The 20,890-nt window shown below is 70.5% G+C and carries 19 protein-coding genes and 1 pseudogene; 8 read left to right on the top strand and 12 right to left on the bottom strand.

What is annotated here, in order from left to right; translation table 11 throughout:
* Window positions 1–29: 29 nt before the first annotated feature.
* Complete coding sequence (locus ACFV9M_RS18120) at window positions 30–1,193, bottom strand: adenosine deaminase (RefSeq protein ID WP_385064085.1); 1,164 nt, start codon at window positions 1,191–1,193, stop codon at window positions 30–32.
* A 113-nt stretch (window positions 1,194–1,306) separates the two neighbouring features.
* Here ACFV9M_RS18120 and ACFV9M_RS18115 point away from each other — a divergent pair, with 113 nt between their 5' ends.
* Window positions 1,307–2,068: an alpha/beta hydrolase gene (locus tag ACFV9M_RS18115; RefSeq protein WP_385064083.1), complete on the top strand. Its 762-nt coding sequence runs from the start codon at window positions 1,307–1,309 to the stop codon at window positions 2,066–2,068.
* Between the two features lie 322 nt (window positions 2,069–2,390).
* On the opposite strand, the gene ACFV9M_RS18110 is transcribed toward ACFV9M_RS18115, so the two are convergent.
* The gene (locus ACFV9M_RS18110; RefSeq protein ID WP_385064081.1) at window positions 2,391–3,341 is read right to left on the bottom strand and encodes a LysR family transcriptional regulator; all 951 of its coding nucleotides are present in this window, start codon (window positions 3,339–3,341) and stop codon (window positions 2,391–2,393) included.
* 62 nt (window positions 3,342–3,403) lie between these two features.
* Between ACFV9M_RS18110 and ACFV9M_RS18105 the strand changes: the two genes are divergently transcribed.
* Both ACFV9M_RS18105 and ACFV9M_RS18100 read left to right on the top strand, forming a co-directional pair.
* Window positions 3,404–4,681: an MFS transporter gene (locus ACFV9M_RS18105; RefSeq protein WP_385064079.1), complete on the top strand. Its 1,278-nt coding sequence runs from the start codon at window positions 3,404–3,406 to the stop codon at window positions 4,679–4,681.
* A 258-nt stretch (window positions 4,682–4,939) separates the two neighbouring features.
* Window positions 4,940–5,956 carry a sigma-70 family RNA polymerase sigma factor gene (locus ACFV9M_RS18100; protein ID WP_385064077.1) on the top strand — a complete coding sequence of 339 codons (1,017 nt, stop codon included), beginning with the start codon at window positions 4,940–4,942 and terminating at the stop codon, window positions 5,954–5,956.
* Here ACFV9M_RS18100 and ACFV9M_RS18095 read toward each other — a convergent pair.
* Window positions 5,840–6,226 carry an STAS domain-containing protein gene (locus tag ACFV9M_RS18095; RefSeq protein ID WP_385064075.1) on the bottom strand — a complete coding sequence of 129 codons (387 nt, stop codon included), beginning with the start codon at window positions 6,224–6,226 and terminating at the stop codon, window positions 5,840–5,842. The genes ACFV9M_RS18100 and ACFV9M_RS18095 overlap by 117 nt on opposite strands.
* Window positions 6,227–6,437: 211 nt before the next feature.
* On the opposite strand from ACFV9M_RS18095, the gene ACFV9M_RS18090 reads away from it, so the two are divergent.
* The 4 genes and pseudogenes from ACFV9M_RS18090 to ACFV9M_RS18075 all read left to right on the top strand — a co-directional run bounded on the left by ACFV9M_RS18090 (window position 6,438) and on the right by ACFV9M_RS18075 (window position 9,986).
* On the top strand, window positions 6,438–7,067 hold the full coding sequence (locus tag ACFV9M_RS18090) for a TetR/AcrR family transcriptional regulator (RefSeq protein ID WP_385064073.1): 630 nt from the start codon (window positions 6,438–6,440) through the stop codon (window positions 7,065–7,067).
* Between the two features lie 7 nt (window positions 7,068–7,074).
* Window positions 7,075–7,232 (top strand): annotated as a pseudogene (locus ACFV9M_RS18085) (IS5/IS1182 family transposase); the annotation flags it as partial.
* 295 nt (window positions 7,233–7,527) lie between these two features.
* A complete protein-coding gene (locus ACFV9M_RS18080; RefSeq protein WP_385064071.1) occupies window positions 7,528–8,679 on the top strand; it encodes a trypsin-like serine peptidase in 1,152 nt (383 codons plus the stop codon).
* A 131-nt stretch (window positions 8,680–8,810) separates the two neighbouring features.
* Window positions 8,811–9,986: a GDSL-type esterase/lipase family protein gene (locus tag ACFV9M_RS18075; RefSeq protein WP_385064069.1), complete on the top strand. Its 1,176-nt coding sequence runs from the start codon at window positions 8,811–8,813 to the stop codon at window positions 9,984–9,986.
* Between the two features lie 37 nt (window positions 9,987–10,023).
* Here the strand turns inward: ACFV9M_RS18075 and ACFV9M_RS18070 are convergent, their stop codons facing one another.
* The 3 genes from ACFV9M_RS18070 to ACFV9M_RS18060 all read right to left on the bottom strand — a co-directional run bounded on the left by ACFV9M_RS18070 (window position 10,024) and on the right by ACFV9M_RS18060 (window position 12,907).
* Window positions 10,024–10,770: an alpha/beta fold hydrolase gene (locus tag ACFV9M_RS18070; protein ID WP_385064178.1), complete on the bottom strand. Its 747-nt coding sequence runs from the start codon at window positions 10,768–10,770 to the stop codon at window positions 10,024–10,026.
* 168 nt (window positions 10,771–10,938) lie between these two features.
* Window positions 10,939–11,520, bottom strand: a complete 582-nt coding sequence (locus tag ACFV9M_RS18065) for an XRE family transcriptional regulator (protein WP_385064176.1) — start codon at window positions 11,518–11,520, stop codon at window positions 10,939–10,941.
* 172 nt (window positions 11,521–11,692) lie between these two features.
* Window positions 11,693–12,907 carry a helix-turn-helix transcriptional regulator gene (locus tag ACFV9M_RS18060; protein WP_385064067.1) on the bottom strand — a complete coding sequence of 405 codons (1,215 nt, stop codon included), beginning with the start codon at window positions 12,905–12,907 and terminating at the stop codon, window positions 11,693–11,695.
* Window positions 12,908–13,436: 529 nt separating this feature from the next.
* Between ACFV9M_RS18060 and ACFV9M_RS18055 the strand changes: the two genes are divergently transcribed.
* A complete protein-coding gene (locus ACFV9M_RS18055) occupies window positions 13,437–13,646 on the top strand; it encodes a hypothetical protein (RefSeq protein WP_385064065.1) in 210 nt (69 codons plus the stop codon).
* A 109-nt stretch (window positions 13,647–13,755) separates the two neighbouring features.
* On the opposite strand, the gene ACFV9M_RS18050 is transcribed toward ACFV9M_RS18055, so the two are convergent.
* From ACFV9M_RS18050 to ACFV9M_RS18025, 6 genes are all read right to left on the bottom strand, one after another.
* Window positions 13,756–15,039 (bottom strand): thymidine phosphorylase, encoded by a 1,284-nt coding sequence (locus ACFV9M_RS18050; RefSeq protein WP_385064063.1) that lies wholly within the window; start codon window positions 15,037–15,039, stop codon window positions 13,756–13,758.
* A gap of 102 nt (window positions 15,040–15,141) precedes the next feature.
* Entirely contained in the window at window positions 15,142–15,540 is a 399-nt protein-coding gene (locus ACFV9M_RS18045; RefSeq protein WP_385064061.1) for a cytidine deaminase, read from the bottom strand.
* Window positions 15,537–16,799 (bottom strand): ABC transporter permease, encoded by a 1,263-nt coding sequence (locus ACFV9M_RS18040; protein ID WP_385064059.1) that lies wholly within the window; start codon window positions 16,797–16,799, stop codon window positions 15,537–15,539. The genes ACFV9M_RS18045 and ACFV9M_RS18040 overlap by 4 nt, the downstream gene beginning before the upstream one ends.
* Entirely contained in the window at window positions 16,799–17,923 is a 1,125-nt protein-coding gene (locus ACFV9M_RS18035; RefSeq protein WP_385064057.1) for an ABC transporter permease, read from the bottom strand. Before ACFV9M_RS18035 ends, ACFV9M_RS18040 begins: the two co-directional genes overlap by 1 nt.
* Window positions 17,920–19,533, bottom strand: coding sequence for an ABC transporter ATP-binding protein (locus ACFV9M_RS18030; protein ID WP_385064175.1), 1,614 nt, complete (start codon window positions 19,531–19,533; stop codon window positions 17,920–17,922). Before ACFV9M_RS18030 ends, ACFV9M_RS18035 begins: the two co-directional genes overlap by 4 nt.
* Before the next feature lie 276 nt (window positions 19,534–19,809).
* Window positions 19,810–20,862: a BMP family protein gene (locus ACFV9M_RS18025; protein ID WP_385064055.1), complete on the bottom strand. Its 1,053-nt coding sequence runs from the start codon at window positions 20,860–20,862 to the stop codon at window positions 19,810–19,812.
* Window positions 20,863–20,890: the final 28 nt, after the last annotated feature.

The raw sequence follows: 20,890 nt of genomic DNA, 5'->3' as shown, positions 1-20,890 counted from the left end.
CCGCATCCTGAATCGAAAAGTCCCGGCCCTCAGCTCTCGTCGGTCACAGAACCCCTGGTGGAGGCGGTCTGCTGGAACAGCCATTCGGACTTGAGCTCGGCATAACCGGGCTTGATGACGTCATTGATCATGGCCAGTCGTTCATCGAAAGGAATGAATGCTGACTTCATAGCATTGACCGAGAACCATGCGAGATCGTCGAGCGTGTAACCGAACGCATCGACAAGGTGCTCGAATTCCCGGCTCATGCCGGTGCCGGACATCAGCCGGTTGTCGGTGTTGACCGTGGCCCGGAAGTGCAGCCGGCGCAGCAGCCCGATCGGGTGCTCGGCGTAGGAGGCGGCCGCGCCGGTCTGGAGGTTGGAGCTGGGGCACAGCTCCAGCGGGATGCGCTTGTCCCGGACGTACGAGGCGAGCCGCCCGAGCTTCACGGAGCCGTCCTCCGCGACCTCGATGTCGTCGATGATGCGGACGCCGTGTCCGAGGCGGTCGGCCCCGCACCACTGGAGGGCCTGCCAGATGGACGGCAGTCCGAAGGCCTCTCCGGCGTGGATGGTGAAGTGGTTGTTCTCCCGCTTCAGGTACTCGAAGGCGTCGAGGTGCCGGGTGGGCGGGTAGCCGGCCTCGGCGCCGGCGATGTCGAAGCCGACCACGCCCCGGTCCCGGTAGCGGTTGGCGAGTTCGGCGATCTCCAGGGCGCGGGCGGCGTGCCGCATGGCGGTGAGGAGCGCGCCCACCCGGATGCGGTGGCCGTTCGCCCGGGCGAGCCGTTCGCCCTGCCGGAAGCCCTCGTCGACGGCCTCGACGACGTCCTCGAGGCGCAGCCCGCCCTCCAGGTGCTGCTCGGGCGCGTAGCGGACCTCGGCGTAGACGACCCCGTCCTCGGCGAGGTCCTCGGCGCACTCGCGAGCGACCCTGACCAGGGCCTCCCGGGTCTGCATGACGCCGACGGTGTGCGAGAAGGTCTCCAGGTACCGTTCGAGGGAACCGGAGTCGGCGGCCTCCCGGAACCAGAGGCCGAGCTTGCCGGGGTCGGTCTCGGGGATCCGTGTGTACCCGGTCTCCCGGGCGAGGTCGACGATCGTGCCGGGGCGCAGCCCGCCGTCGAGGTGGTCGTGCAGCAGAACCTTGGGCGCCCGGCGGATCTGGTCCGCGCTCGGGGTGACACCCTGTCGAATGGTCTGGCTCGTCATTTCCGCACTCTAACTCCTACGCGCGTAGATCACGCGCTGTACAGCCACGTCGATATGTAACGGTGACCGCACGGACGGGTGGAGTACACCGGTGCTTCTGACACTGTTCTGTCATGGGACAGCAAGCGACGCCGGTGCGAACGGCCAGGCTGGGGAAGGGAATGGGCCCGGAGCCGGAGGCGGTGAGCGGCGTGGTGCTGCTGCTCCCGGGTGGTGACGAGGTCTCCGACCGCAGACCCTCGCCCCTGTGGGGAAACGGCCCGGTGCGCGCCGTCGGGCGCAGGCTCGCGCGCGCGGCCCGGCAGGACGGCCTGGCCGTCCACCTGGTGCGTTACCGCTACCGGGGCTGGAACGGCAGCGAGGCCCATCTCGCCACCGACGCCTCCTGGGCCGCCGACGAGGCCGTACGGCGCTACGGAGACGTCCCCGTGTGCCTCGCCGGTGTCGGCATGGGCGGGCGGGCCGCGCTGCGCGCGGGCGGCCACGAGGCCGTCAACTCGGTGCTTGCGATCGCCCCTTGGCTGCCGGAGGAGGACATGGCGGCGCCACCCGAACCGGTGAAGCACCTGGTGGGGCGGCAGGTGCTGATCGTGCACGGCACGAACGACCAACGGACCGATCCCGAGCTGTCCTTCCGGCTCGCGGCGCGGATGAAGAAGGTGAACCGGGAGGTGTGCCGGTTCGAGGTGCACTCCGACGGGCACGGGCTGCACCAGTACCGGCAGGAAGTCCTGGCCCTGGCGGAGGACTTCGCGCGGGGCGTGCTGTTCGGGCACGACTTCTCGCGGCCGGTCCGGGACGCCCTGGCGGCGCCTCCGCCGCTGGGGCTGAGGATGCCGTTGGCCGCGGGGTTCGGCAGTTCGCTGCGGCGTTGACCTGCTCCTCGTGCTGCCACCCCGATCACCCATGTGATCAAGCACGCCCGGGCCGGACCCGGCGGTTCCGTCATCCGTTCTCCCGGGGACCGGCAGCTCCGCGTGGCTCCTGCCCGGCACGGCGGACGGGCCGGCCACCGGCCACCGGCCACCGGCCACCGGCCACCGGCCACCGGCCACCGGCCACCGGGGGAGTCACCCGGCTGTACGGCGACGGCTTCGACTTCACCGAGGGGCTGGACCTCTCCATGGGAGGCGGGGGGACCGCCCGCCAAGTCGCCGACCTAGCCGGGCCTGTCAGGCCTGTCAGGCCTATCAGGGCCTACGGAAGCAGACTCCCCCGCCGCGACAGCAGGAACCTCTTGAAGGCCGCCACGGGGGGTGTGTCCGGGTGGCCGTCGAGCCAGGCCACGCCGATCTCCCGTACCGCCCTCGGTGCCGTGACCGTCAGTTCCACCACGCCGGGCCGGGGTACGGCGGGCGGGGGCAGGAGGGCGACGCCGAGGCCCGCCGCGACCAGGCCGCGGAGCGTCTCCGCCTCCTCCCCCTCGAAGGCGATGCGGGGGCGGAAACCGGCCTCCTGGCAGAGGTCGTCGGTGATGCGGCGCAGGCCGTAGCCGGGTTCCAGGGTCACGAAGGTCTCGTCGGCGGCCTCGGCGAGACGGACGCGCTTGCGGGCGGCGAGGCGGTGGTCGGCGGGGACGACCAGGCGCAGTTTCTGCTCGTCGAGGCGGCGGGCGACGAGGTCGGGGGCGTCCGGGACCGGCGAGGTCAGGCACAGGTCGAGCTCGCCGGCCCGCAGCCGCTCCAGCATGGCCTCGCCGTAGTTCTGGACGAGGCTGAAGCGGACGCGGGGGTGGTCGACGCGGAAGGCGTGGATCAGGCCGGGTACCGTCTCGGCGCCCATGGTGTGCAGGAAGCCGAAGGCGACCTTGCCGGTGGCGGCGTCGGCGTCGGCGCGCACCGCGTCGGCGGCGCGCTCGATCTCGGCGAGGGCGCGCTCGACGGACGTGAGGAAGGTGCGTCCGGCGGGGGTGAGGGAGACGGTCCTGCCGTGGCGGGCGAACAGGTCGACGCCCAGGTCCTGTTCGAGGCGGACCACGGCCCGGGAGAGCGTCGACTGCGGGACCTGCATCTCCTGCGCGGCCCGCGTGACGTGCTCGGTGCGGGCGACGCCCGCGAAGTACGCGAGCCGTGGCGCGAGCAGCGTGACGATGTCTTCTGTGTCACTGGACGGTGACAGGCGCGCCTGTGACCTTTGCTGATGCTCCATGGGAACGATTATGGCGATTCCATGCATTGGACGGATGAGTGGGGTCGTCCTAGGTTCGGGGTATGTCTCCCGCCAGTACCGGGGCGTCCACCGTCGTGGGCGCCGTTCCGTCCGTCCCCTCCTCCGACTCCCGTATGGCCCCCGGCGGCCCCGGCTACCGCCGGATGAGCTTCGCCCTCTTCCTGGCCGGCGTGGCGACCTTCGCCCTCCTGTACTCCACGCAGGCGCTGCTGCCGCTGATCTCCGGCGAGTTCGGGGTCGCGGCGAGCGAGGCGAGCTGGACGGTGGCGGCGGCGACCGGTGGGCTGGCGCTGTTCGTCCTGCCGATGAGCGCCCTGTCGGAGCGCTACGGCCGCCGTACGGTGATGACGGCCTCGCTGGCGGTCGCCGTGACCGTCGGACTGCTGGTCCCCTTCGCCCCGTCGCTGGGCGCGCTGGTCGTCCTGCGCGGTCTGCAGGGCGCCGCCCTGGCCGGTCTGCCGGCCTCGGCGACCGCCTACCTGGCGGAGGAGGTGCGGCCCAAGGCGCTGATCACGGCGATCGGCCTGTTCGTGGCGGGCAACAGCGTCGGCGGGATGAGCGGCCGGGTCATCACCGGCTGGGTCGCGCAGGAGTGGGGCTGGCGGGTGGCCGTCGGCGTGATCGGCGCGGTCGCGGTGGGCTGCGCGGTGGCGTTCCGGCTGCTGCTGCCGGCGCCGAAGCACTTCGTGGCGGGCTCGCTGCGCCCCCGCGTCCTGGTCCGCACGGTCCGCGACCACCTCGCCGACCCGCTGCTGCGCCGCCTGTACGCGATCGGCGCGCTGTTCATGACGGTCTTCGGCGGGGTGTACACGGTGATCGGCTACCGCCTGACGGAGGCGCCGTTCTCGCTCCCGCAGGGCATCGTCGGCTCGATCTTCCTGGTGTACCTGGTGGGCACGGTGTCGGCGTCGACGGCGGGCCGGCTGGTCGGCCGGCTGGGCCGGCGCGGGGCGCTGTACCTGGCCGGCGGCACGACGGCGGCGGGCCTCCTGCTCTCCCTGGCGGACTCCCTCGCCCTGGTCCTGCTGGGCCTGGTCCTGATCACGTCGGGCTTCTTCGCGGGCCACGCGGTGGCGTCCTCGGCGGTCAGCAAGACGGCGACCACCGGCCGGGCGCAGGCCTCCGCCCTCTACCAGTCCGCGTACTACGTCGGCTCCAGCGCGGGCAGCACCGTCGGCGCGACGGCCTTCCACGCGGGCGGCTGGGCCGGCACGGTCGGCGTGGGCGTCCTGGCGGTGCTCGGCGTCGTGACGATCACCGTGTTCGGCACGCGGGCGGCTCGGGTCACGGCCCGTCGGCAGCCGGTGGCCGCGCACTGACCTCCCTCCCCACACCCTTCCGTGACCCCCTGCTCCGGGCCGGTCGTCCGTGGTGGCCGCCGGCTCCGGCGGACCGCGACCGGTCCGGGCGGGGGGTCCGTCGTGTACCGGGCCGGACGGCGGCCGGTCCGCTGCCCGACCCGCCGCCACCTGGGCCTTCGTCGACTCGGGGGGCCGTTGTCAGTGCCCTGCGGTAGCTTCCGGAGTACTGGGCGCACAGGCGCGCGACAGAACGGCCACAGGGGCGGGTGGACGACGATGACGGACGGTACGGCGACGGTGGACGACCTCGACGCCAGGCTGGAGCGGCACCGGGTCGAGCTGACGGGCTACTGCTACCGGATGCTGGGCTCGTCCTTCGAGGCCGAGGACGCGGTGCAGGACACCCTGGTGCGCGCCTGGCGCGGCTACGACACCTTCCAGGGCCGTTCCAGCCTGCGCTCGTGGCTCTACCGCATCGCGACCAACGTGTGCCTGGACATGCTGACGGCGGGCAACAAGCGGGCCCGGCCGATGGACCTCACGGATTCCACCCCGCTCGCCCGGGCGGCGCTCTCCCCCCGCCCGGACACCACCTGGCTGGAGCCGATGCCGGACGCGCGCGTGCTGCCCGCGGTCGAGGACCCGGCGGAGGCGGCCGTCGCCAAGGAGTCGGTGCGGCTCGCGTTCATGGCCGCGTTGCAGCGGCTGCCGCCCAAGCAGCGGGCGGTACTGATCCTGCGCGAGGTCCTGGCGTGGCGGGCGAGCGAGGTCGCCGAACTGCTCGACACGACGGTCGCCTCGGTCAACAGCGCGTTGCAGCGGGCCCGCGCGACCCTCGCCGAGCAGCGGGACAGGGCGGCGGACGCGGCCGTGTCGGACCCGCTGGACGAGGAGCAGCGGGTCCTGCTGGAGCGCTATGTGGCCGCTTTCGAGGGGTACGACATGACGGCGCTGACGCGGCTGCTCCACGAGGACGCGGTCATGACGATGCCGCCGTTCGACCTGTGGCTGACGGGCCACGCGGACATCACCGGCTTCATGACGACGATCGGCTCCGCCTGCACGGGCTCCCGGCTGCTGCCGGTCGAGGTCAACGGTCTGCCGGGCTTCGCCCAGTACAAGCCGGACCCCGAGGCGGGCGGACACAGCCCGTGGGCGATCCAGGTGCTGGAGATCTCAGACGGCGGCCTCACCGGTTTCCACTTCTTCCTCGACACCCACCGCTGGTTCCCCCTCTTCGGTCTGCCGCTCCACCTCGAAGCGGAGTCCGACGAGGTCGAGGAGGGCGCGTAGCGCCGGGTCGGGGGCGCGCAGCCGAAGGCGCCCGCCGGCCCGCCGGGCCGTGAGGTGGAGCCGGGCCAGCGCGTCGACGGCCGGGAGACCCGGTGGCCCGAGCCCGGCGACGTCGCACACCACGACCGCCGCCCCGGTCCCGTCCAGCAGCGTCCTCAGCTCGTCGCAGAGGGCCGCCACCCTGCTCCGGGTGAGGGGTCCGCACAGGCCGATCACCGGCGGTCTCGTCGCGTCCACGAGCGGTAGACCGGGCGGGCTGGCGTAACTCATCGTCCTCCGTCTCCTAACATGTGCATGGAGTTGGCTAAGGCCTATAGGCAACGGGGCTTTCGGGCCGCCGGTCCTACGAGCGGCCGGTCCTACGAGCGGCCGGTCCTACGAGCGGCCGGTCCTTCGAGCGGCCGGTCCTTCGGGCGGCCGGTCCTTCGGGCAGCTCCGTGCACGACGTCAGTGGCAGCCGCGACGACACCGGGAGATTTCCATGGCACGCGCAGGGCTGACTCCCGAACGTCTGGCCCGGGCGGGGGCGGAACTCGCCGACGAGGTCGGCTTCGAGCAGGTCACCGTCTCCGCGCTCGCCCGGCGGTTCGACGTCAAGGTCGCGAGCCTGTACTCGCACGTGAGGAACTCGCACGACCTGAAGACGAAGATCGCCCTGCTCGCCCTGGAGGAGCTGGCCGACCGCGGATCCGCCGCACTGGCCGGCCGCGCCGGCCAGGAGGCCCTCGCCGCCCTGGCGAACGTCTACCGCGACTACGCCCGCGAGCACCCCGGACGCTACGCCGCCGCCCGGTTCCCCCTGGACCCCGAGACCGCCGCGGCCGGCGCGGGCCCCCGGCACTCCCGGATGACCCGTGCGATCCTGCGCGGCTACGACCTCACCGAGCCGGACCAGACCCACGCGGTCCGCCTGCTGGGCAGCGTCTTCCACGGCTACGTCAGCCTCGAACTGGCCGGCGGCTTCAGTCACAGCACCCCCGACTCCCAGGAGTCCTGGGACCGCATCCTGGACGCCCTCGACGCCCTGCTGCGCACCTGGCCCCCGGCGACAGCGGACCACGGCGGTGCGGTGCGGGCAGGCGCCCCCGAGCTGCCCGGACAACCGGCGTAGGCGCAGACTGCCGCCGCTCGTCGGCGTCCCGGTCGGCAACACCCGTGACAGCGAAAGGCTGACATCAAGTCACGACACCTGCACGCCAGTTGAGCCTACGACCGCCCGAACCTGCGGAAATGGCGACACGGCAAGCGCATCGAAGTCCGGATCACACGCAGAGGTGACCTTCCTCGAACTCGCCGTGGTCCTCTGTCGCTTCGCGCGGCTCGCCCCCTCACCACGTAGGACACGTCCCGGCCATGGGGCGAAGCCACCCGCAGCGGATGCGACGCCGCCTGATCAGTGCTGTCCTGGAAGAAAGGTTCAACACGCCGCCACGCTGAGCCCTGTCTCAGAGGCGGTGGCAGGGCGCACGCCCGGTCCGGCCCGTGCAGAATCCCGGGCGAAGTAAGCCAGTTGTGCGGGCACACCAAGCAGCCGAGCGTGGTCGTCCCTTCAATCACTCCGGAGACACGCTATGCCAACGCAGAAGCAGATGGTGAGCTCCCTGAACGCCGCCACCAACGGCGAGCGGCCACTCATGCCATCCGAGCTCACACGATTGCGGCCGGTACTCGGAACCGGCGAACGGCCTGCCGAGATGGTCGAGCGTGCCGGCAGCCAGCGCATCCACGTGCTCACCGACACCGACGACGGCCCGCCGGAGCCGGAGATCGGCCGCGTGGAGGGAGCCGACGGCACCGTGTGGCATGTCGACGTGCCGGTCGGGACCGCGGGGGACGTTCCGCTGCCCGGCAGGACTGCGACCCAAGGCCTGCGACAAAAACTGTTGTCCGGGACCGATCACGACGGGGACGCGCCACCCCATCGCCCCGAGTGGCTCGACCTCTTCTATGTGCCCCGCGTTCTTCCCAGTCGCAGGCAGAAGCAGAAGCCGTTCAGTCGACTGGACGGGGACGGCATTCAACTGAGATGGGTCATCGGCCCCGACAACCGGCAGGAACTGAACGAGACCAGCTGGCCTTGGGGCTGCGTGGGAAAGATCTTCACCAGCACGGGATGGACGGGATCAGGGGCGCTCGTCGGCCGCCGCGTTCTCCTCACGGCCGGCCATGTGGTGCCGTGGGCTGACGTGGCGGCAGGAAACTGGTGGATGCGTTTCGTGCCCGCGTTCTACGACGGCACGTCCCTCCATGGCGCCGGCGTCCAGTCCTACGTATCGGATGTGTCCGGCTTCAGCCCGGACCTGCTAGGGGGCGAGACGGCGGCCTACGACAGGGCCGTCTGCCGACTGTACGAGCCGCTCGGGGACCAACTCGGTTACTTCGGAATGGGACATTACATCCCTGCTTGGACCGGCCAGCCGTGGTGGACCAACATGGGCTACCCGCACCTCCACTGGCTCCTGGGGACCAGTTACGAGAGTGGCATCAGCGTTCACGCCGCCTACAACGACATCAACGGAGGCATCGAATGCCACCACTACGGCGACATCACTCCTGGTGCTTCCGGCGGCCCGATGTTCGCCTTCTTCGGTGAGGGCAATCCCCGCATCATCGCGGTCCAGTCCTCGGACAACGCGGATATCTCCGCGGGAATGGTCAACTACGCGGCCGGCGGCCCGGGCCTCGTCGACGACGTGATCTGGGCGCGCCAGAACTGGACATAGGACCAGCTGCTAGCTGCTCGCGCGGTGATGGGAACGGGACTGCCCAGGTCGTGCCGCGCCGCGTTTCCCCGGCCGCCGACGGGACAGCCGCCTGGGAGAGCGCCGCACACCGCCGACCCGGAACCGAGGCCATGCCCGCCGAGAAGACCTGGATCACCACGCCCGTCACGGCCGACCTCCTGCGGGGGGCCCTGGAGGTGGAGCGCACCGACCACGGCGTCCTGCCGCACCGCCTGCCCGCCGCCGCCCGCGCCCAGTGCGGCGACGCGCAGCTCGCCATGGTGGAGTCACAGCCCTCGGGCGTACGGCTGGCCTTCCGGACCCGGGCGACCGCCGTCGAACTCCAGTCGCTGCGCACCCGGCGCGTCTACCTCGGCTCCCCGCCCGGCCCGGACGGCGTCTACGACCTGCTCGTCGACGGCCGTCTGACCGGGCAGGCGAGCGTCACCGGCGGCCGCACGGTGACCGTCGACATGACCGACGGGACCGTCGAGCACCGGACCGGCGCACCGGGCACCGTCCGCTTCACGGACCTGCCCCGGGGCAGCAAGGACATCGAGATCTGGCTGCCCCACAACGAGACGACGGAACTGATCGCGCTGCGCACCGACGCCCCCGTCGAACCGGCGCCGGCCGACCCGCGCCGCAGGGTCTGGCTGCACCACGGCAGCTCGATCAGCCACGGCTCCGACGCCACGAGCCCCACCACCACCTGGCCCGCCCTGGCCGCCTCCCTCGGCGGCGTGGAGCTGGTCAACCTGGGGCTGGGCGGCAGCGCCCTGCTCGACCCGTTCACCGCGCGGGCCATCCGGGACCAGCCCGCCGACCTGATCAGCGTCAAGGTGGGCATCAACCTGGTCAACCTCGACGTGATGCGGCTGCGCGCGTTCGGACCCGCCGTCCACGGCTTCCTCGACACCGTCCGGGAGGGCCACCCCACCACGCCGCTGCTGGTCGTCTCGCCGATCCTGTGCCCCCAGCACGAGGACACGCCGGGGCCCAGCGCGCCGGACCTCGGCGGGCTCGCGGAGGGGCGGCCGGGGTTCGTCCCGCTGGGCGACCCGGCGGAGGTGGCGGCGGGCAAGCTGACGCTGCGGGTCGTCCGGGCGGAGCTGGAGCGGATCGTCGCGCAGCGGGCCGGTGAGGATCCACATCTGCGCTATCTGGACGGTCGGGAGCTGTACGGGGAGGCCGACGCCGTCGAGTTGCCGCTGCCCGACGGGCTGCACCCCGGTGCCGGCGGTCACCGGCTCATGGGAGAGCGGTTCGCCGCGCTGGTGTTCGGGGAGGGCGGGGCTGCGGGGTGACGCCGGGGTTTTGGACCATCTCACCCGCGACCAGCAGTTACGAATCCCGCCTTTGCCGATGGGCCCAGTCCAGCGCCTCGACGATGAACTGGGCGAGCGTGCGGGGATCCTGGGCGTGGGCGAGGTGGCCCTGCCCCGGCATCACACACACCCGAGCACGGGGCATCGCCGCCGCGATCCGGGCGAACGGTTCCCCGTACGGGGGGATCCCCTCGTTGTCGCCACCGAGCAGCAGCGTGACGGGCATGGAGAGGCTCCCGTAACCCGGCAGATCGACCGCGTGGTCGTTCAGCGCCGCCAACTCCCGGGCCAGCGGCGCCGCGAGCGGCCGCAGTGCCTGCCACACCGGGCTCCGGCGCAACCGCGTGACGTACTCGGCGGAGAAACCGGACACGTCCCGGTTCACGACCTCCACGGCCCGGTCCAGGTCGCCCGCCTCGTCGGCCTGCCGCAGCGCGTCCAGCGCCTGGAGACCGAAAGGTCGCATCACCGGCTCGTAGAGCGTCAGCGAGTGGACGCCGGCATGCCGCCTCGCGGCTTCCAACGCGATGAGACCGCCGTAGCTCCAGCCGAACACGTCCACTCCGCCACCGCGGTCGTCACCCGCGCCGAGTTCGTCGAGCACCCGGCACAGGTCCTCGACCTCAGTGCCCACCGAGTAGCCATCGCTCAGCGGACCACTGGGCCGACGGCCGCGCCGGTTCAGCACGTATACGGGCTGAACCGTGGACAGCGCGTCCACCACGGGCTGCCATGAAGCGGCATCAGCCATGACTCCAGGCACGAACAGCAGCGGCCTGCCCTCCCCACTGCGGTGGCTGAGCGCCAGGACCACGCCGTCTCGTACCACCCGTACTAACACCCGGAACCCCCTTCACGGCCAAGTACACCGGAAGACCTTACGCCCCAGGGGCCCGTCGAAGATCATTTACGGGACAGCCCTCAGCCAGGCTCAAGAAGCGATCGGCACTCCCCTTGACCACAACTCTTCGGCGTGATCGGCGAATCGGGCGAACATTCCGGTGTCGCCGAGATTCCGCAGGTGCAGCAAAGGGGAGTCATGCCCGACAAGCCGGGCCAGGTGAGGGGTGACGAGCGCCTCGTCGTCGAAACGGAAGACCGACAGCGAAACGTGATTGATCGCGTCGCTCGCCGCGGAGAAACGCGCTTCCAAGCCCTGATGCACACCGAGTTTGTCCAGATGTTCCAGCGTGATGCGAATACGCGTGGAAACAGTGAGGGCCACGTCTTCGATCTGCTCGCGGTTGCGCGTCACCTCACCGTCGGGGTCACCCAGCAGGAAGCGCACACGACATCCGCTGTCAAGTTTCTGCCGCAGGGTTGAAACGAACGCAGGCTGGTCGATCCAGAGGAAATAGTTGGTGTAACCCGCGAAAAGGATATCCGTTGCCGACCTCTCGATGAGTTCGGCCCACGTCGTCGACGGGCAGGAGGATCGATAGGGGTAGGAGTGGATGATCTCACGGTCCCCACCGGTTTTGATTCGGCCCTTTACCGCTTTCGGCCACAGCATTTCTTCGTCAACTCCCAACGCCTTACAGGCATCTTCCCGGTTTCTGGCGTGTGGAATCAGTCCGGCGTCCGCCACCCACCGTTCCACCGTCTTCCCAGAAACGCCTACCCGTACCGCCAACTGCCTGGGCGAGCAGGTCGACCGACTGCATAGCCGATCTCAGTGCGCCCCCTTAGGCGCCGGTAACCTTCAAACCCTCGTACGTCTCGCGCAAGTCGGATGCTTCCGGTAGTTGCCTGGCCTCAACCACCTTGACGACTTCCAACGCCCGCCAATGGTTCGAGGGAACCACCCGGCCACTCAGTATGGCCCTCTGGGCGGAGTCGCAGGCTTCATCAAGGCGGCTGTCCGTAAGGAGGACAAGTGCCAGATCAATGTTGGCGGAAGCCACCCGACGGGGCCATTTGCTGATGTCGTCGGAGGGGCTGAGGCGCGCGATCACCTCACGCGCGTACGGCTCCGCAGCCACGTCGCCCAACCACGCGAGGGTTGTTGCCGTGTACGCGAGGCACTTTGCCGGATCGTATTGGTAGTGGTGCTCTGTCGGATGCTCAGGGATTCCGAGCTTGGCGGCCATTTTCTGCACCCGGTCGATAGCTGCGTATGTCTCTGCCCCGTGGCCAAGTCTTGCGCGTGCACGGCCTTCCTGGGCGGTTGCCTGAATGAGGGCGGAGGTACCTCTCGGGGCGACGTTCTGAGCGGCTAGGGACAACTCCAGTGCGCGCACATAGTCACCGTCCGTGAGAACACGCCACGCGTCGGTTTCGAAGCACCATGCTTCGATTTCAGGATGTTCCGCCTGTCGGGCAAGGGATACCGCGGCTTGCAGTCTGGCCGCTGCCGCATGCTCCTGTTTCAGGTCGATATGGAGCGTGGCACCGAGCAGTGACAACCAACCGCCTACGACCAACAGACGCCGATGTTCCGAAAGCGTCTTACGGGCGTCGAGCAGCTTCACGACGTAGGCGGAATGTTGCCGTACGCGTTCCAACAGTCGCGCCGGAGGGGTTGTCGGGTAAGCAGTCGCCAACTGATCAAAGGCGCGCTCCAGGCGGGTCAGCGTCTCGGACCCCACATCGCTTGCCTGCACGCGTCGAGACAACTCCCAGGCGGCCACTTCGTCGTCGGTGGCCGGTGCGCCGGGGATGGCCCAACTGGGCGCCGCACCAACGGGCAGAACGTCTGCCGCGAGTGCTTCGTCAAGCTCTCTGGAGGTGAGTCGTAAGAGCTTTGCCATCTTCGGCCGTTGATGCGGTTGCGGGTCGACTTCCCCGCGTTCCCAGCGCTGCACCGTGGTGCGGTCGACGCTCAGGGCGTCCGCGAACTGCTCTTGTGTGTAGCCGCTCGACTTCCGGCGCTGGGCCAGACGCTGCCGCTTCGCTGCCATACCCGTACTCCGTCCGGGATGCCGTCCCCGCTGGTCAGAGTAGCGCGTGCAGCCTTCCTGCCGCCCAGATGCGGCATTTCTGCCGTGGTGCGACCTGCGGGCAGCGCGGAAGTGTGGCCCAGACGGAAGGACCCCCGCGGCCGCGCGAACGGCCCGGGGGCATGGCCCACGCTGACTAGGAGCGTCGACAGTCCATGCTTATCACGCAGCTACTCGAACGGGTGAGAGTCATCCTGTTCGGATCACGCGCCCCCGGCAGGCACAGGCGCCCTGCCACGCACCCCGTGACACTCCCCGCCCCCTCGCATCGTCTGTCGCCGGACGTCTGGGGCGCCCGGTTGGTCACTGTGCGCAGACACTGCGCGAAAAAGCGTCCAACGCCCCAACATCTGCTCCGTGTTGGGGAGCCCACGGGCGCCCTGGTCCGGCCCTATGTCGCGCACCTGGGCGCCTCGCCCGGGAACAACCGCTCAGATGACCAGGCAATGCCCTGGGCGGGCCCCTGGGCGCACCCCTGTGGGGATGTCCGGTGACGATGACGATCGCGGTCTATCGGATCGATCCCCGGACCGGCGTCCGCACCCAGGTGCGGCCGTTGCGGACCGTCGAGCCTCCGGACGTACCCGAACTCTTCGGCAGGTTCCCGCCCTGCGCCTGCCCGCTGTGCCGGGCGGGGACGGACGCGAGGCTGCGCGCCCAGGTGGCGGAGGTCAACAGGCGGAGTCGGGGGGCGCTGTGACGCGCAAGGGCAGCAGCGGGTGACCCCCGTCCCGGTGCCCCAGTCCGGGACGGGCAGCGCCCCCCCTGCGGAAGCAAGGGCCGCAGTCGGGGGCGCGTCGCTGCCGGCGTCAGGCGATCCGCTCCAGTACCACCGGAGACGCCTCGTACGTCGTGCCCGTCGGAGCGATGTCGTAGGAGCCCTCGATCGCCTCCAGGGCGTACGCGAAGCGTTCGGGGGTGTCGGTGTGCAGGGTCAGCAGGGGGCTGCCCTCGGTGACCGGGTCGCCGGGCTTGGCGTGGAGTTCGATGCCGGCGGCCGCCTGGACCGGGTCCTCCTTGCGGGCGCGGCCGGCGCCCAGGCGCCAGGCGGCGATGCCGATGTCGTAGGCGTCGAGGCGGGTCAGTACGCCCGAGGCGGGGGCCTTGACGACGTGCTGTTCCCGCGAGGTGGGGAGGGGGGCGTCCGGGTCGCCGCCCTGGGCGGTGATCATGCGGCGCCAGACGTCCATCGCGGAGCCGTCGGCGAGGGCCTTCGCCGGGTCGGCGCCCGTCACGCCGGCCGCGTCGAGCATCTCGCGGGCCAGGGCGATCGTCAGCTCGACGACGTCGGCGGGGCCGCCGCCCGCCAGGACCTCCACCGACTCGCGGACCTCCAGGGCGTTGCCCGCGGTCAGGCCGAGCGGGGTCGACATGTCGGTCAGCAGGGCGACCGTGCGCACACCGTGGTCGGTGCCCAGGCCCACCATCGTCGACGCCAGCTCCCGGGCGTCCTCGATCGTCTTCATGAAGGCGCCGGAGCCGACCTTGACGTCCAGGACGAGCGAGCCGGTGCCCTCGGCGATCTTCTTCGACATGATCGAGGAGGCGATCAGCGGGATCGCCTCGACGGTGCCGGTAACGTCCCGCAGGGCGTACAGCTTCTTGTCGGCGGGGGCCAGGCCGTCGCCCGCCGCGCAGATCACCGCGCCGGTGGTGTCGAGGACGTGCAGCATCTCCTCGTTGGAGAGCAGGGCGCGCCAGCCGGGGATCGACTCCAGCTTGTCCAGGGTGCCGCCGGTGTGGCCGAGGCCGCGGCCGGAGAGCTGCGGGACGGCCGCGCCGCAGGCGGCGACCAGCGGGGCCAGCGGCAGGGTGATCTTGTCGCCGACGCCGCCCGTGGAGTGCTTGTCGGCGGTGGGGCGGGACAGGGAGGAGAAGTCCATGCGCTCGCCGGAGGCGATCATCGCGGCCGTCCAGCGGGCGATCTCCCGGCGGTTCATCCCGTTGAGCAGGATCGCCATGGCGAGCGCGGACATCTGCTCGTCGGCGACCTCGCCGCGGGTGTACGCGTCGATGACCCAGTCGATCTGCTCGTCGCCGAACTCACCGCGGTCCCGCTTGGTGCGGATGACGGAGATGGCGTCCATGGCCATGGCTTTCCTTCCGGTGGTGCACAAGACGTCCGGTGTGCGGGACGTCGCTGGAAGTGCGCGGCCCCTCCGTCCGGTCGAGTGGTGGGAGGGGCCGCGGGGCGGTTACTTGAGGTGGTCGGGGCCGAAGGCCTGCGGGAGCATCTCCGCCAGCGGCAGGATGCCCTCGGGCGTCTCCAGCAGCAGTTCCGGGCCGCCGAACTCGTACAGCAGCTGCCGGCAGCGGCCGCACGGGACGAGGATCTCGCCCCGGCCGTCCACGCAGGTGAAGTGCGTGAGCCGGCCGCCGCCGGTGCGCTGGAGCTCGGAGACCAGCCCGCACTCGGCGCACAGGCCGATGCCGTAGGAGGCGTTCTCCACGTTGCAGCCGGAGACCGTACGGCCGTCGTCGACCAGGGCCGCGACGCCGACCGGGTAGCCCGAGTAGGGGGCGTACGCGTGGCGCATGGCCTCGCGGGCCAGCTCCCGCAGGGCGTCCCAGTCGACAGGGGCGGCCGTGGTCACTTGCCCTGCCCCTTCCGGTACGGCAGGCCGTCCGCCTTGGGCATGCGCAGGCGTTGGGCGGACAGCGACAGCACCAGCAGGGTGACGAGGTACGGGGCGGCGGAGACGACCTGGCGCGGGACCTCGTCCACACTGGCGTACCAGAGGAACATCACCGCCGAGACCACCAGGGTGACGACGGCGGAGACGTACTTCTTCCGCCAGGCCAGGTAGGCCGCGCCGAACACCAGCAGGATCGCCAGCAGCAGGATCAGCGCGTGGACGTTGGTGGTGCCGCCGCGCAGGTTGAGGCTGTCGGTGTAGCCGAACAGGCCGGCGCCGAGGGCGAGGCCGCCCGGCATCCAGTTGCCGAAGATCATCGCGGCGAGGCCGATGTAGCCGCGGCCCGCGGTCTGGCCGTCGAGGTACACGTTGGACGCGACGATCGACAGGAAGGCGCCGCCGAGGCCGGCGAAGCCGCCCGAGACGATCACGGCGATGTACTTGTACTTGTAGACGTTCACGCCGAGGGACTCGGCCGCGACCGGGTTCTCGCCGCAGGAGCGCAGGCGCAGGCCGAACGCGGTGCGCCACAGCACGTACCAGGTGGCCGGGACGAGGGCGACCGCGACGACGGTGAGCGGCGAGAGGTTGGTGACCAGGCCGCCGACCAGGCCCGCGAGGTCGGAGACCAGGAACCAGTGCTTCTCGTTCAGGGTCTCCAGCCAGGGCGACAGGCCGGGGATGTCGAAGGTGCCGAGCGACTCGATCGGCGGGGACTGCTTGGAGGAGCCCTGCGGGGCGTCCTCGAAGGTGAACTTCGACAGGTAGCGGGTGGTGCCCAGGGCCAGGATGTTCAGGGCCACGCCGGAGACGATGTGGTTGACGTTGAAGGTGACGGTGGCGACGGCGTGCAGGACGGCGCCGAGCGCGCCGCCGATGATGCCGAAGGCGACACCGGTCCACGGGCCCCACTGGTAGCCGGCCCAGGCGCCGAACCAGGTGCCGAGGATCATCATGCCCTCGAGGCCGATGTTGACGACGCCCGCGCGCTCGGCCCACAGGCCGCCGAGGCCGGCCAGGCCGATCGGGACGGCCAGGCGCAGGGCGGTGGACATCTGGCCGGTCGAGGTGATGCCGTCCGCGCCGCTGATCAGGCGGACGAGCGAGGTGAGGACCAGCACGCCCGCGATGACCAGCAGGAGTACCGGGAGAGACATGCGGCGGCCGCCCTTGCCGGGCTGCTTCGCCTGCGGCTTGGCGATGGTCGCGGTGGACATCAGGCCGCCACCTCCTTCTTGGCGTTGTTGTCGGCGGCCTGGGCGGCGAGCTCGGCGCCGACCCGCTTCTGCTGGCGGCGCAGCCCCCACTGGCGTACGGCCTCGTAGGAGATGACGACCGCGAAGACGATCAGGCCCTGCATGATCGTGGCGATCTCCTTCTCGTACGCGACCGGGGTGGCGTAGTCGAGGGCGGGGGACGTCTTCTCCAGGAAGGCCCACAGCAGGGCGGCCAGGGCGATGCCGCCCGGGTTGTTGCGGCCGAGCAGGGCGATGCCGATGGCGGTGAAGCCGAGGCCGGCCGGGAAGCTGAGGCTGTAGGTGTGGGCGTCGCCGAGCAGCAGCGGCAGGCCGGACAGGCCGGCGACCCCGCCGGAGATCAGCATCGCGGTGAGCACCATGCGCTTGGCGTTGACGCCGGAGGCGGCGGCGGCCGTCTCGGAGGCGCCGGTGGCGCGCAGGTCGAAGCCGAAGCGGGTGCGGTTGAGGACGATCCAGTAGCCGATGCCGAGGGCGGCGGCGAGGAAGACCAGGCCGTAGATCTCGCCGACGTCCGGGCCCAGGTCGATGCCGGGCACCCAGCCGGACTCCTTCATCTCGCCGGTGGTGACGTTGTCGCCGACCAGGACGCCGAAGTTCTCGCGGAGGGTCAGGTAGCCGATGAGACTGGTGGCGATGGCGTTGAGCATGATCGTCGCGACGACCTCGCTGACGCCGCGGGTGACCTTCAGGACGCCCGCGATGCCCGCCCAGAACGCGCCGGTGAGCGCGCCGACCAGCAGCAGCAGCGGGATCTGGAGGAAGGACGGGAGCGCCACGTGCGCGCCGACCACCGCGGTCATCATGGCGGCGAGGCGGTACTGGCCGTCGACGCCGATGTTGAACAGGTTCATCCGGAAGCCGAGGGCGACCGCGAGGGCGGCGATGTAGTACAGCGACGCCTGGTTGATGATCAGAACCTGGATGTCGGAGAAGGGCACCTGCTCCAGCATCAGCCGGTACGGCTCGAAGGGGTTCTTGCCGGAGGCGATCAGCACGACCGAGGTCAGCACGACCGCCGAGACCAGCGCGATGGCCGGGCCGGCCACCGCGAGGAGCAGCCGCTCCTTGTCGAACTTCTTCATCGGGCCTCGTCCTCCGGGGCGGCTTCTTCTTCGACGTGCTCGAGGTGCCCGGACGCGGCACCGGTCATGGCCGAACCCAGCTCCTCCGGGGTGATGGTCGCGGGGTCCGCGTCGGCGACCAGCCTGCCGTCGTAGATCACGCGCAGGGTGTCCGACAGGCCGATGAGCTCGTCGAGGTCGGCGGAGATCAGCAGCACCGCCAGTCCCTCGCGGCGGGCCTCGCGGATGCGGTCCCAGATCTGCGCCTGCGCGCCGACGTCCACACCGCGGGTGGGGTGGGCGGCGATCAGGAACTTCGGGTGGTGGCTCATCTCCCGGCCGACGATCAGCTTCTGCTGGTTGCCGCCGGAGAGGGAGGCGGCGGTGACGTCGATGCCGGGGGTGCGGACGTCGTACTCCTCGACGATCCGGCGGGTGTCGGCCTGGGCGCCCTTGGGGTTCAGCCAGAAGCCCTTGGCGTTGGGGGTCTCGGTGACGTGGCCGAGGATGCGGTTCTCCCAGAGGGGGGACTCCAGGAGCAGGCCCTGGCGGTGGCGGTCCTCGGGGACGTAGCCGACGCCGGACTCGCGGCGCCTGCGGGTGGGCCAGCCGGTGATGTCCTCGCCGAGGAAGGCGATGGTCCCGGAGTCGGCGTGCCGGGTGCCGATCAGCGCGTCGATCAGCTCGGTCTGGCCGTTGCCCTCGACGCCGGCGATGCCCATGACCTCGCCGGCGTGGATGGTGAAGGTGACGTCGTCGAGGACGCGCTTGACGACGCCGGTGCCCGCGAACTCGGTGAGCCCCTCGCCCGCCGGCTCGTCCTCCCAGCCGAGGGAGGCGCCGCCGCCGGCGTGGACGGTCAGGTTCTGCACCACGATGACGGGCCGGTCGGTGACCGTGGACTCGGCGGTCTCCGGGGTGGGCAGCTCGCTGCCGACCATCATCTCGGCGAGCTGGCGCGGGGTGGTCTCGGAGGGGACCGCGGTGCCGACGGTGGTGCCGCGGCGGATGACGGTGATGTCGTCGGCGACGGACAGCACCTCGCCCAGCTTGTGGGAGATGAAGATGACGGAGAGGCCCTCGGACTTCAGCTCGCGCAGGTTGGCGAAGAGCGCGTCGACCTCCTGCGGGACGAGGACGGCGGTCGGCTCGTCGAGGATGAGGGTGCGGGCGCCGCGGTAGAGGACCTTGAGGATCTCCACGCGCTGGCGGTCGGCGACGCCGAGGTCCTCGACCAGGGCGTCGGGGCGGACGCCCAGGCCGTAGCGGTCGGAGATCTCCTTGATCTTCCTGCGGGCGCCGCCGCCGATGCCGTACAGCTTCTCGCTGCCGAGCACCACGTTCTCCAGGACGGTCAGGTTGTCCGCGAGCATGAAGTGCTGGTGGACCATGCCGATGCCGCGCGAGATCGCGTCGGCGGGGCTGCCGAAGCCCACCTGCTCGCCGTCGACCGCGATGGTGCCCTCGTCCGGCTTCTGCATGCCGTAGAGGATCTTCATCAGGGTCGATTTGCCCGCGCCGTTCTCACCGACCAGGGCGTGCACGGTTCCCTTGCGGACGGTGAGGTGGATGTCGTGGTTGGCGACGACACCCGGGAATCGCTTGGTGATGCCCGCGAGCTCCACCGCGATGGTCGACGGGGCGGTGGGCGGAGGGCTGCTGGACGCGTCGATGGCGCACTCTCCTCGGGAAAGGGGCCTCTCTACGCGCGTAGCGCCCCTGCTTTAAATAGTGCCCGGACCCGATCGGACTCGATTCGAGCCGATCCGTTCCGAGCATTCTGCCGCGCGAACGGGGCACCGGGAGGTCATGTTCCCAGGGCCCCGTTCCGTGGCCGTAACGCTGTCATCACAGCGCCCTTTTGGCCATGCCTTCGACAGGCCTTCGACAGGCCTACGACACGGTGGTCAGGAGGTCTTCACCGTGATCGTGCCGTTCTTGATGGCCTCGGCGGCCTTGGTGACGGCGTCCTGGATCGTCTTATCCGAGGCGAACGTCGGGTTGGAGGCGGCCAGGCTCACCCCGCCGTTGGAGAGGCTGCCGCGGATCACGCCGGACTGCGGCTTGCCGTCCTCGACGGACTTCGCCAGGTCGTAGACCGCGCCCTCGACGTTCTTCATGGCGGAGGTCAGGATCGAGGTCTTGTACGCCTTCAGCGCGTCCTGCTGGTACTGGTCGGAGTCGACGCCGATCGCCCAGACCTTGTTGGCGCTGGCGGCCTTGATGACACCCTGGCCGGACAGGCCGGCCGCCGCGTAGACGACGTCCGCGCCGGCGTCGATCTGGCCCTCGGCGGCGCTCTCACCCTTGTCGGGGCTGGAGAAGCCGCCCTCGGCGGCGGTCTCGGTCAGGTACTGCTCCTTGACCGTGACGCCCTTCTTGGTGTCCTGGACGCCCTGCTTGAAGCCGGCCCCGAACTTGTGGATCAGCGGGACGTCGACACCGCCGACGAAGCCGACGACGTCGGACTTGGTGGCCTTGGCTGCGGCGACGCCGGCCAGGTAGGAGGCCTGCTCCTCGCTGAAGACGAGGTCGGCGACGTTGTCGGCCTTGATGGTCTCGTCGTCGACGATACCGAAGGTGGTGTCCGGGAACTTGGCCGCGGCCTCCTTGACGGCCGGCGCGTAGGCGAAGCCGACGCCGATCACCGGGTTGTAGCCCTGCTTGGCGAGGCTCTCCAGGCGCTGCACCTTGTCCGCGTCCGACTCGCCGTCCTGCGGCTCGACGGCGGTGGAGGTGTAGCCGAACTCCTTGTCGGCCTTCTCCATGCCCGAGGTGGCGGCGTCGTTGAAGGACTGGTCGCCCTTGCCGCCGACGTCGTACGCGAGGGCGAGGCCCAGGTTCTTGTCGTCGCCGGAGGAGGCGGAGGACGACGTGGACGAGCTTCCGCAAGCGGAAACGGTGACGGCGAGGGCTGCGGTGGCAACACCCGCAACCGCGATACGGGACACCCGGCGCATGGAACGAAACTCCTTCGTGCAAGCGCCC

It is taken from the genome of Streptomyces sp. NPDC059895, assembly GCF_042731035.1.
Taxonomy (GTDB): domain Bacteria; phylum Actinomycetota; class Actinomycetes; order Streptomycetales; family Streptomycetaceae; genus Streptomyces.
Note: the sequence above shows the minus strand (reverse complement) of the source record. Positions and strands in the feature narration are given on the sequence as shown.

Excerpts from the sequence above, each read along its gene's own strand:
- ACFV9M_RS18120 (WP_385064085.1), bottom strand. The coding sequence starts at position 1,193 with ATGACGAGCCAGACCATTCGACAGGGTGTCACCCCGAGCGCGGACCAG.
- ACFV9M_RS18115 (WP_385064083.1), top strand. The coding sequence starts at position 1,307 with ATGGGACAGCAAGCGACGCCGGTGCGAACGGCCAGGCTGGGGAAGGGA.
- ACFV9M_RS18110 (WP_385064081.1), bottom strand. The coding sequence starts at position 3,341 with ATGGAGCATCAGCAAAGGTCACAGGCGCGCCTGTCACCGTCCAGTGAC.
- ACFV9M_RS18105 (WP_385064079.1), top strand. The coding sequence starts at position 3,404 with ATGTCTCCCGCCAGTACCGGGGCGTCCACCGTCGTGGGCGCCGTTCCG.
- ACFV9M_RS18100 (WP_385064077.1), top strand. The coding sequence starts at position 4,940 with ATGACGGACGGTACGGCGACGGTGGACGACCTCGACGCCAGGCTGGAG.
- ACFV9M_RS18095 (WP_385064075.1), bottom strand. The coding sequence starts at position 6,226 with ATGAGTTACGCCAGCCCGCCCGGTCTACCGCTCGTGGACGCGACGAGA.
- ACFV9M_RS18090 (WP_385064073.1), top strand. The coding sequence starts at position 6,438 with ATGGCACGCGCAGGGCTGACTCCCGAACGTCTGGCCCGGGCGGGGGCG.
- ACFV9M_RS18080 (WP_385064071.1), top strand. The coding sequence starts at position 7,528 with ATGCCAACGCAGAAGCAGATGGTGAGCTCCCTGAACGCCGCCACCAAC.
- ACFV9M_RS18075 (WP_385064069.1), top strand. The coding sequence starts at position 8,811 with ATGCCCGCCGAGAAGACCTGGATCACCACGCCCGTCACGGCCGACCTC.
- ACFV9M_RS18065 (WP_385064176.1), bottom strand. The coding sequence starts at position 11,520 with ATGCTGTGGCCGAAAGCGGTAAAGGGCCGAATCAAAACCGGTGGGGAC.
- ACFV9M_RS18060 (WP_385064067.1), bottom strand. The coding sequence starts at position 12,907 with ATGGCAGCGAAGCGGCAGCGTCTGGCCCAGCGCCGGAAGTCGAGCGGC.
- ACFV9M_RS18050 (WP_385064063.1), bottom strand. The coding sequence starts at position 15,039 with ATGGCCATGGACGCCATCTCCGTCATCCGCACCAAGCGGGACCGCGGT.
- ACFV9M_RS18040 (WP_385064059.1), bottom strand. The coding sequence starts at position 16,799 with ATGTCCACCGCGACCATCGCCAAGCCGCAGGCGAAGCAGCCCGGCAAG.
- ACFV9M_RS18035 (WP_385064057.1), bottom strand. The coding sequence starts at position 17,923 with ATGAAGAAGTTCGACAAGGAGCGGCTGCTCCTCGCGGTGGCCGGCCCG.
- ACFV9M_RS18025 (WP_385064055.1), bottom strand. The coding sequence starts at position 20,862 with ATGCGCCGGGTGTCCCGTATCGCGGTTGCGGGTGTTGCCACCGCAGCC.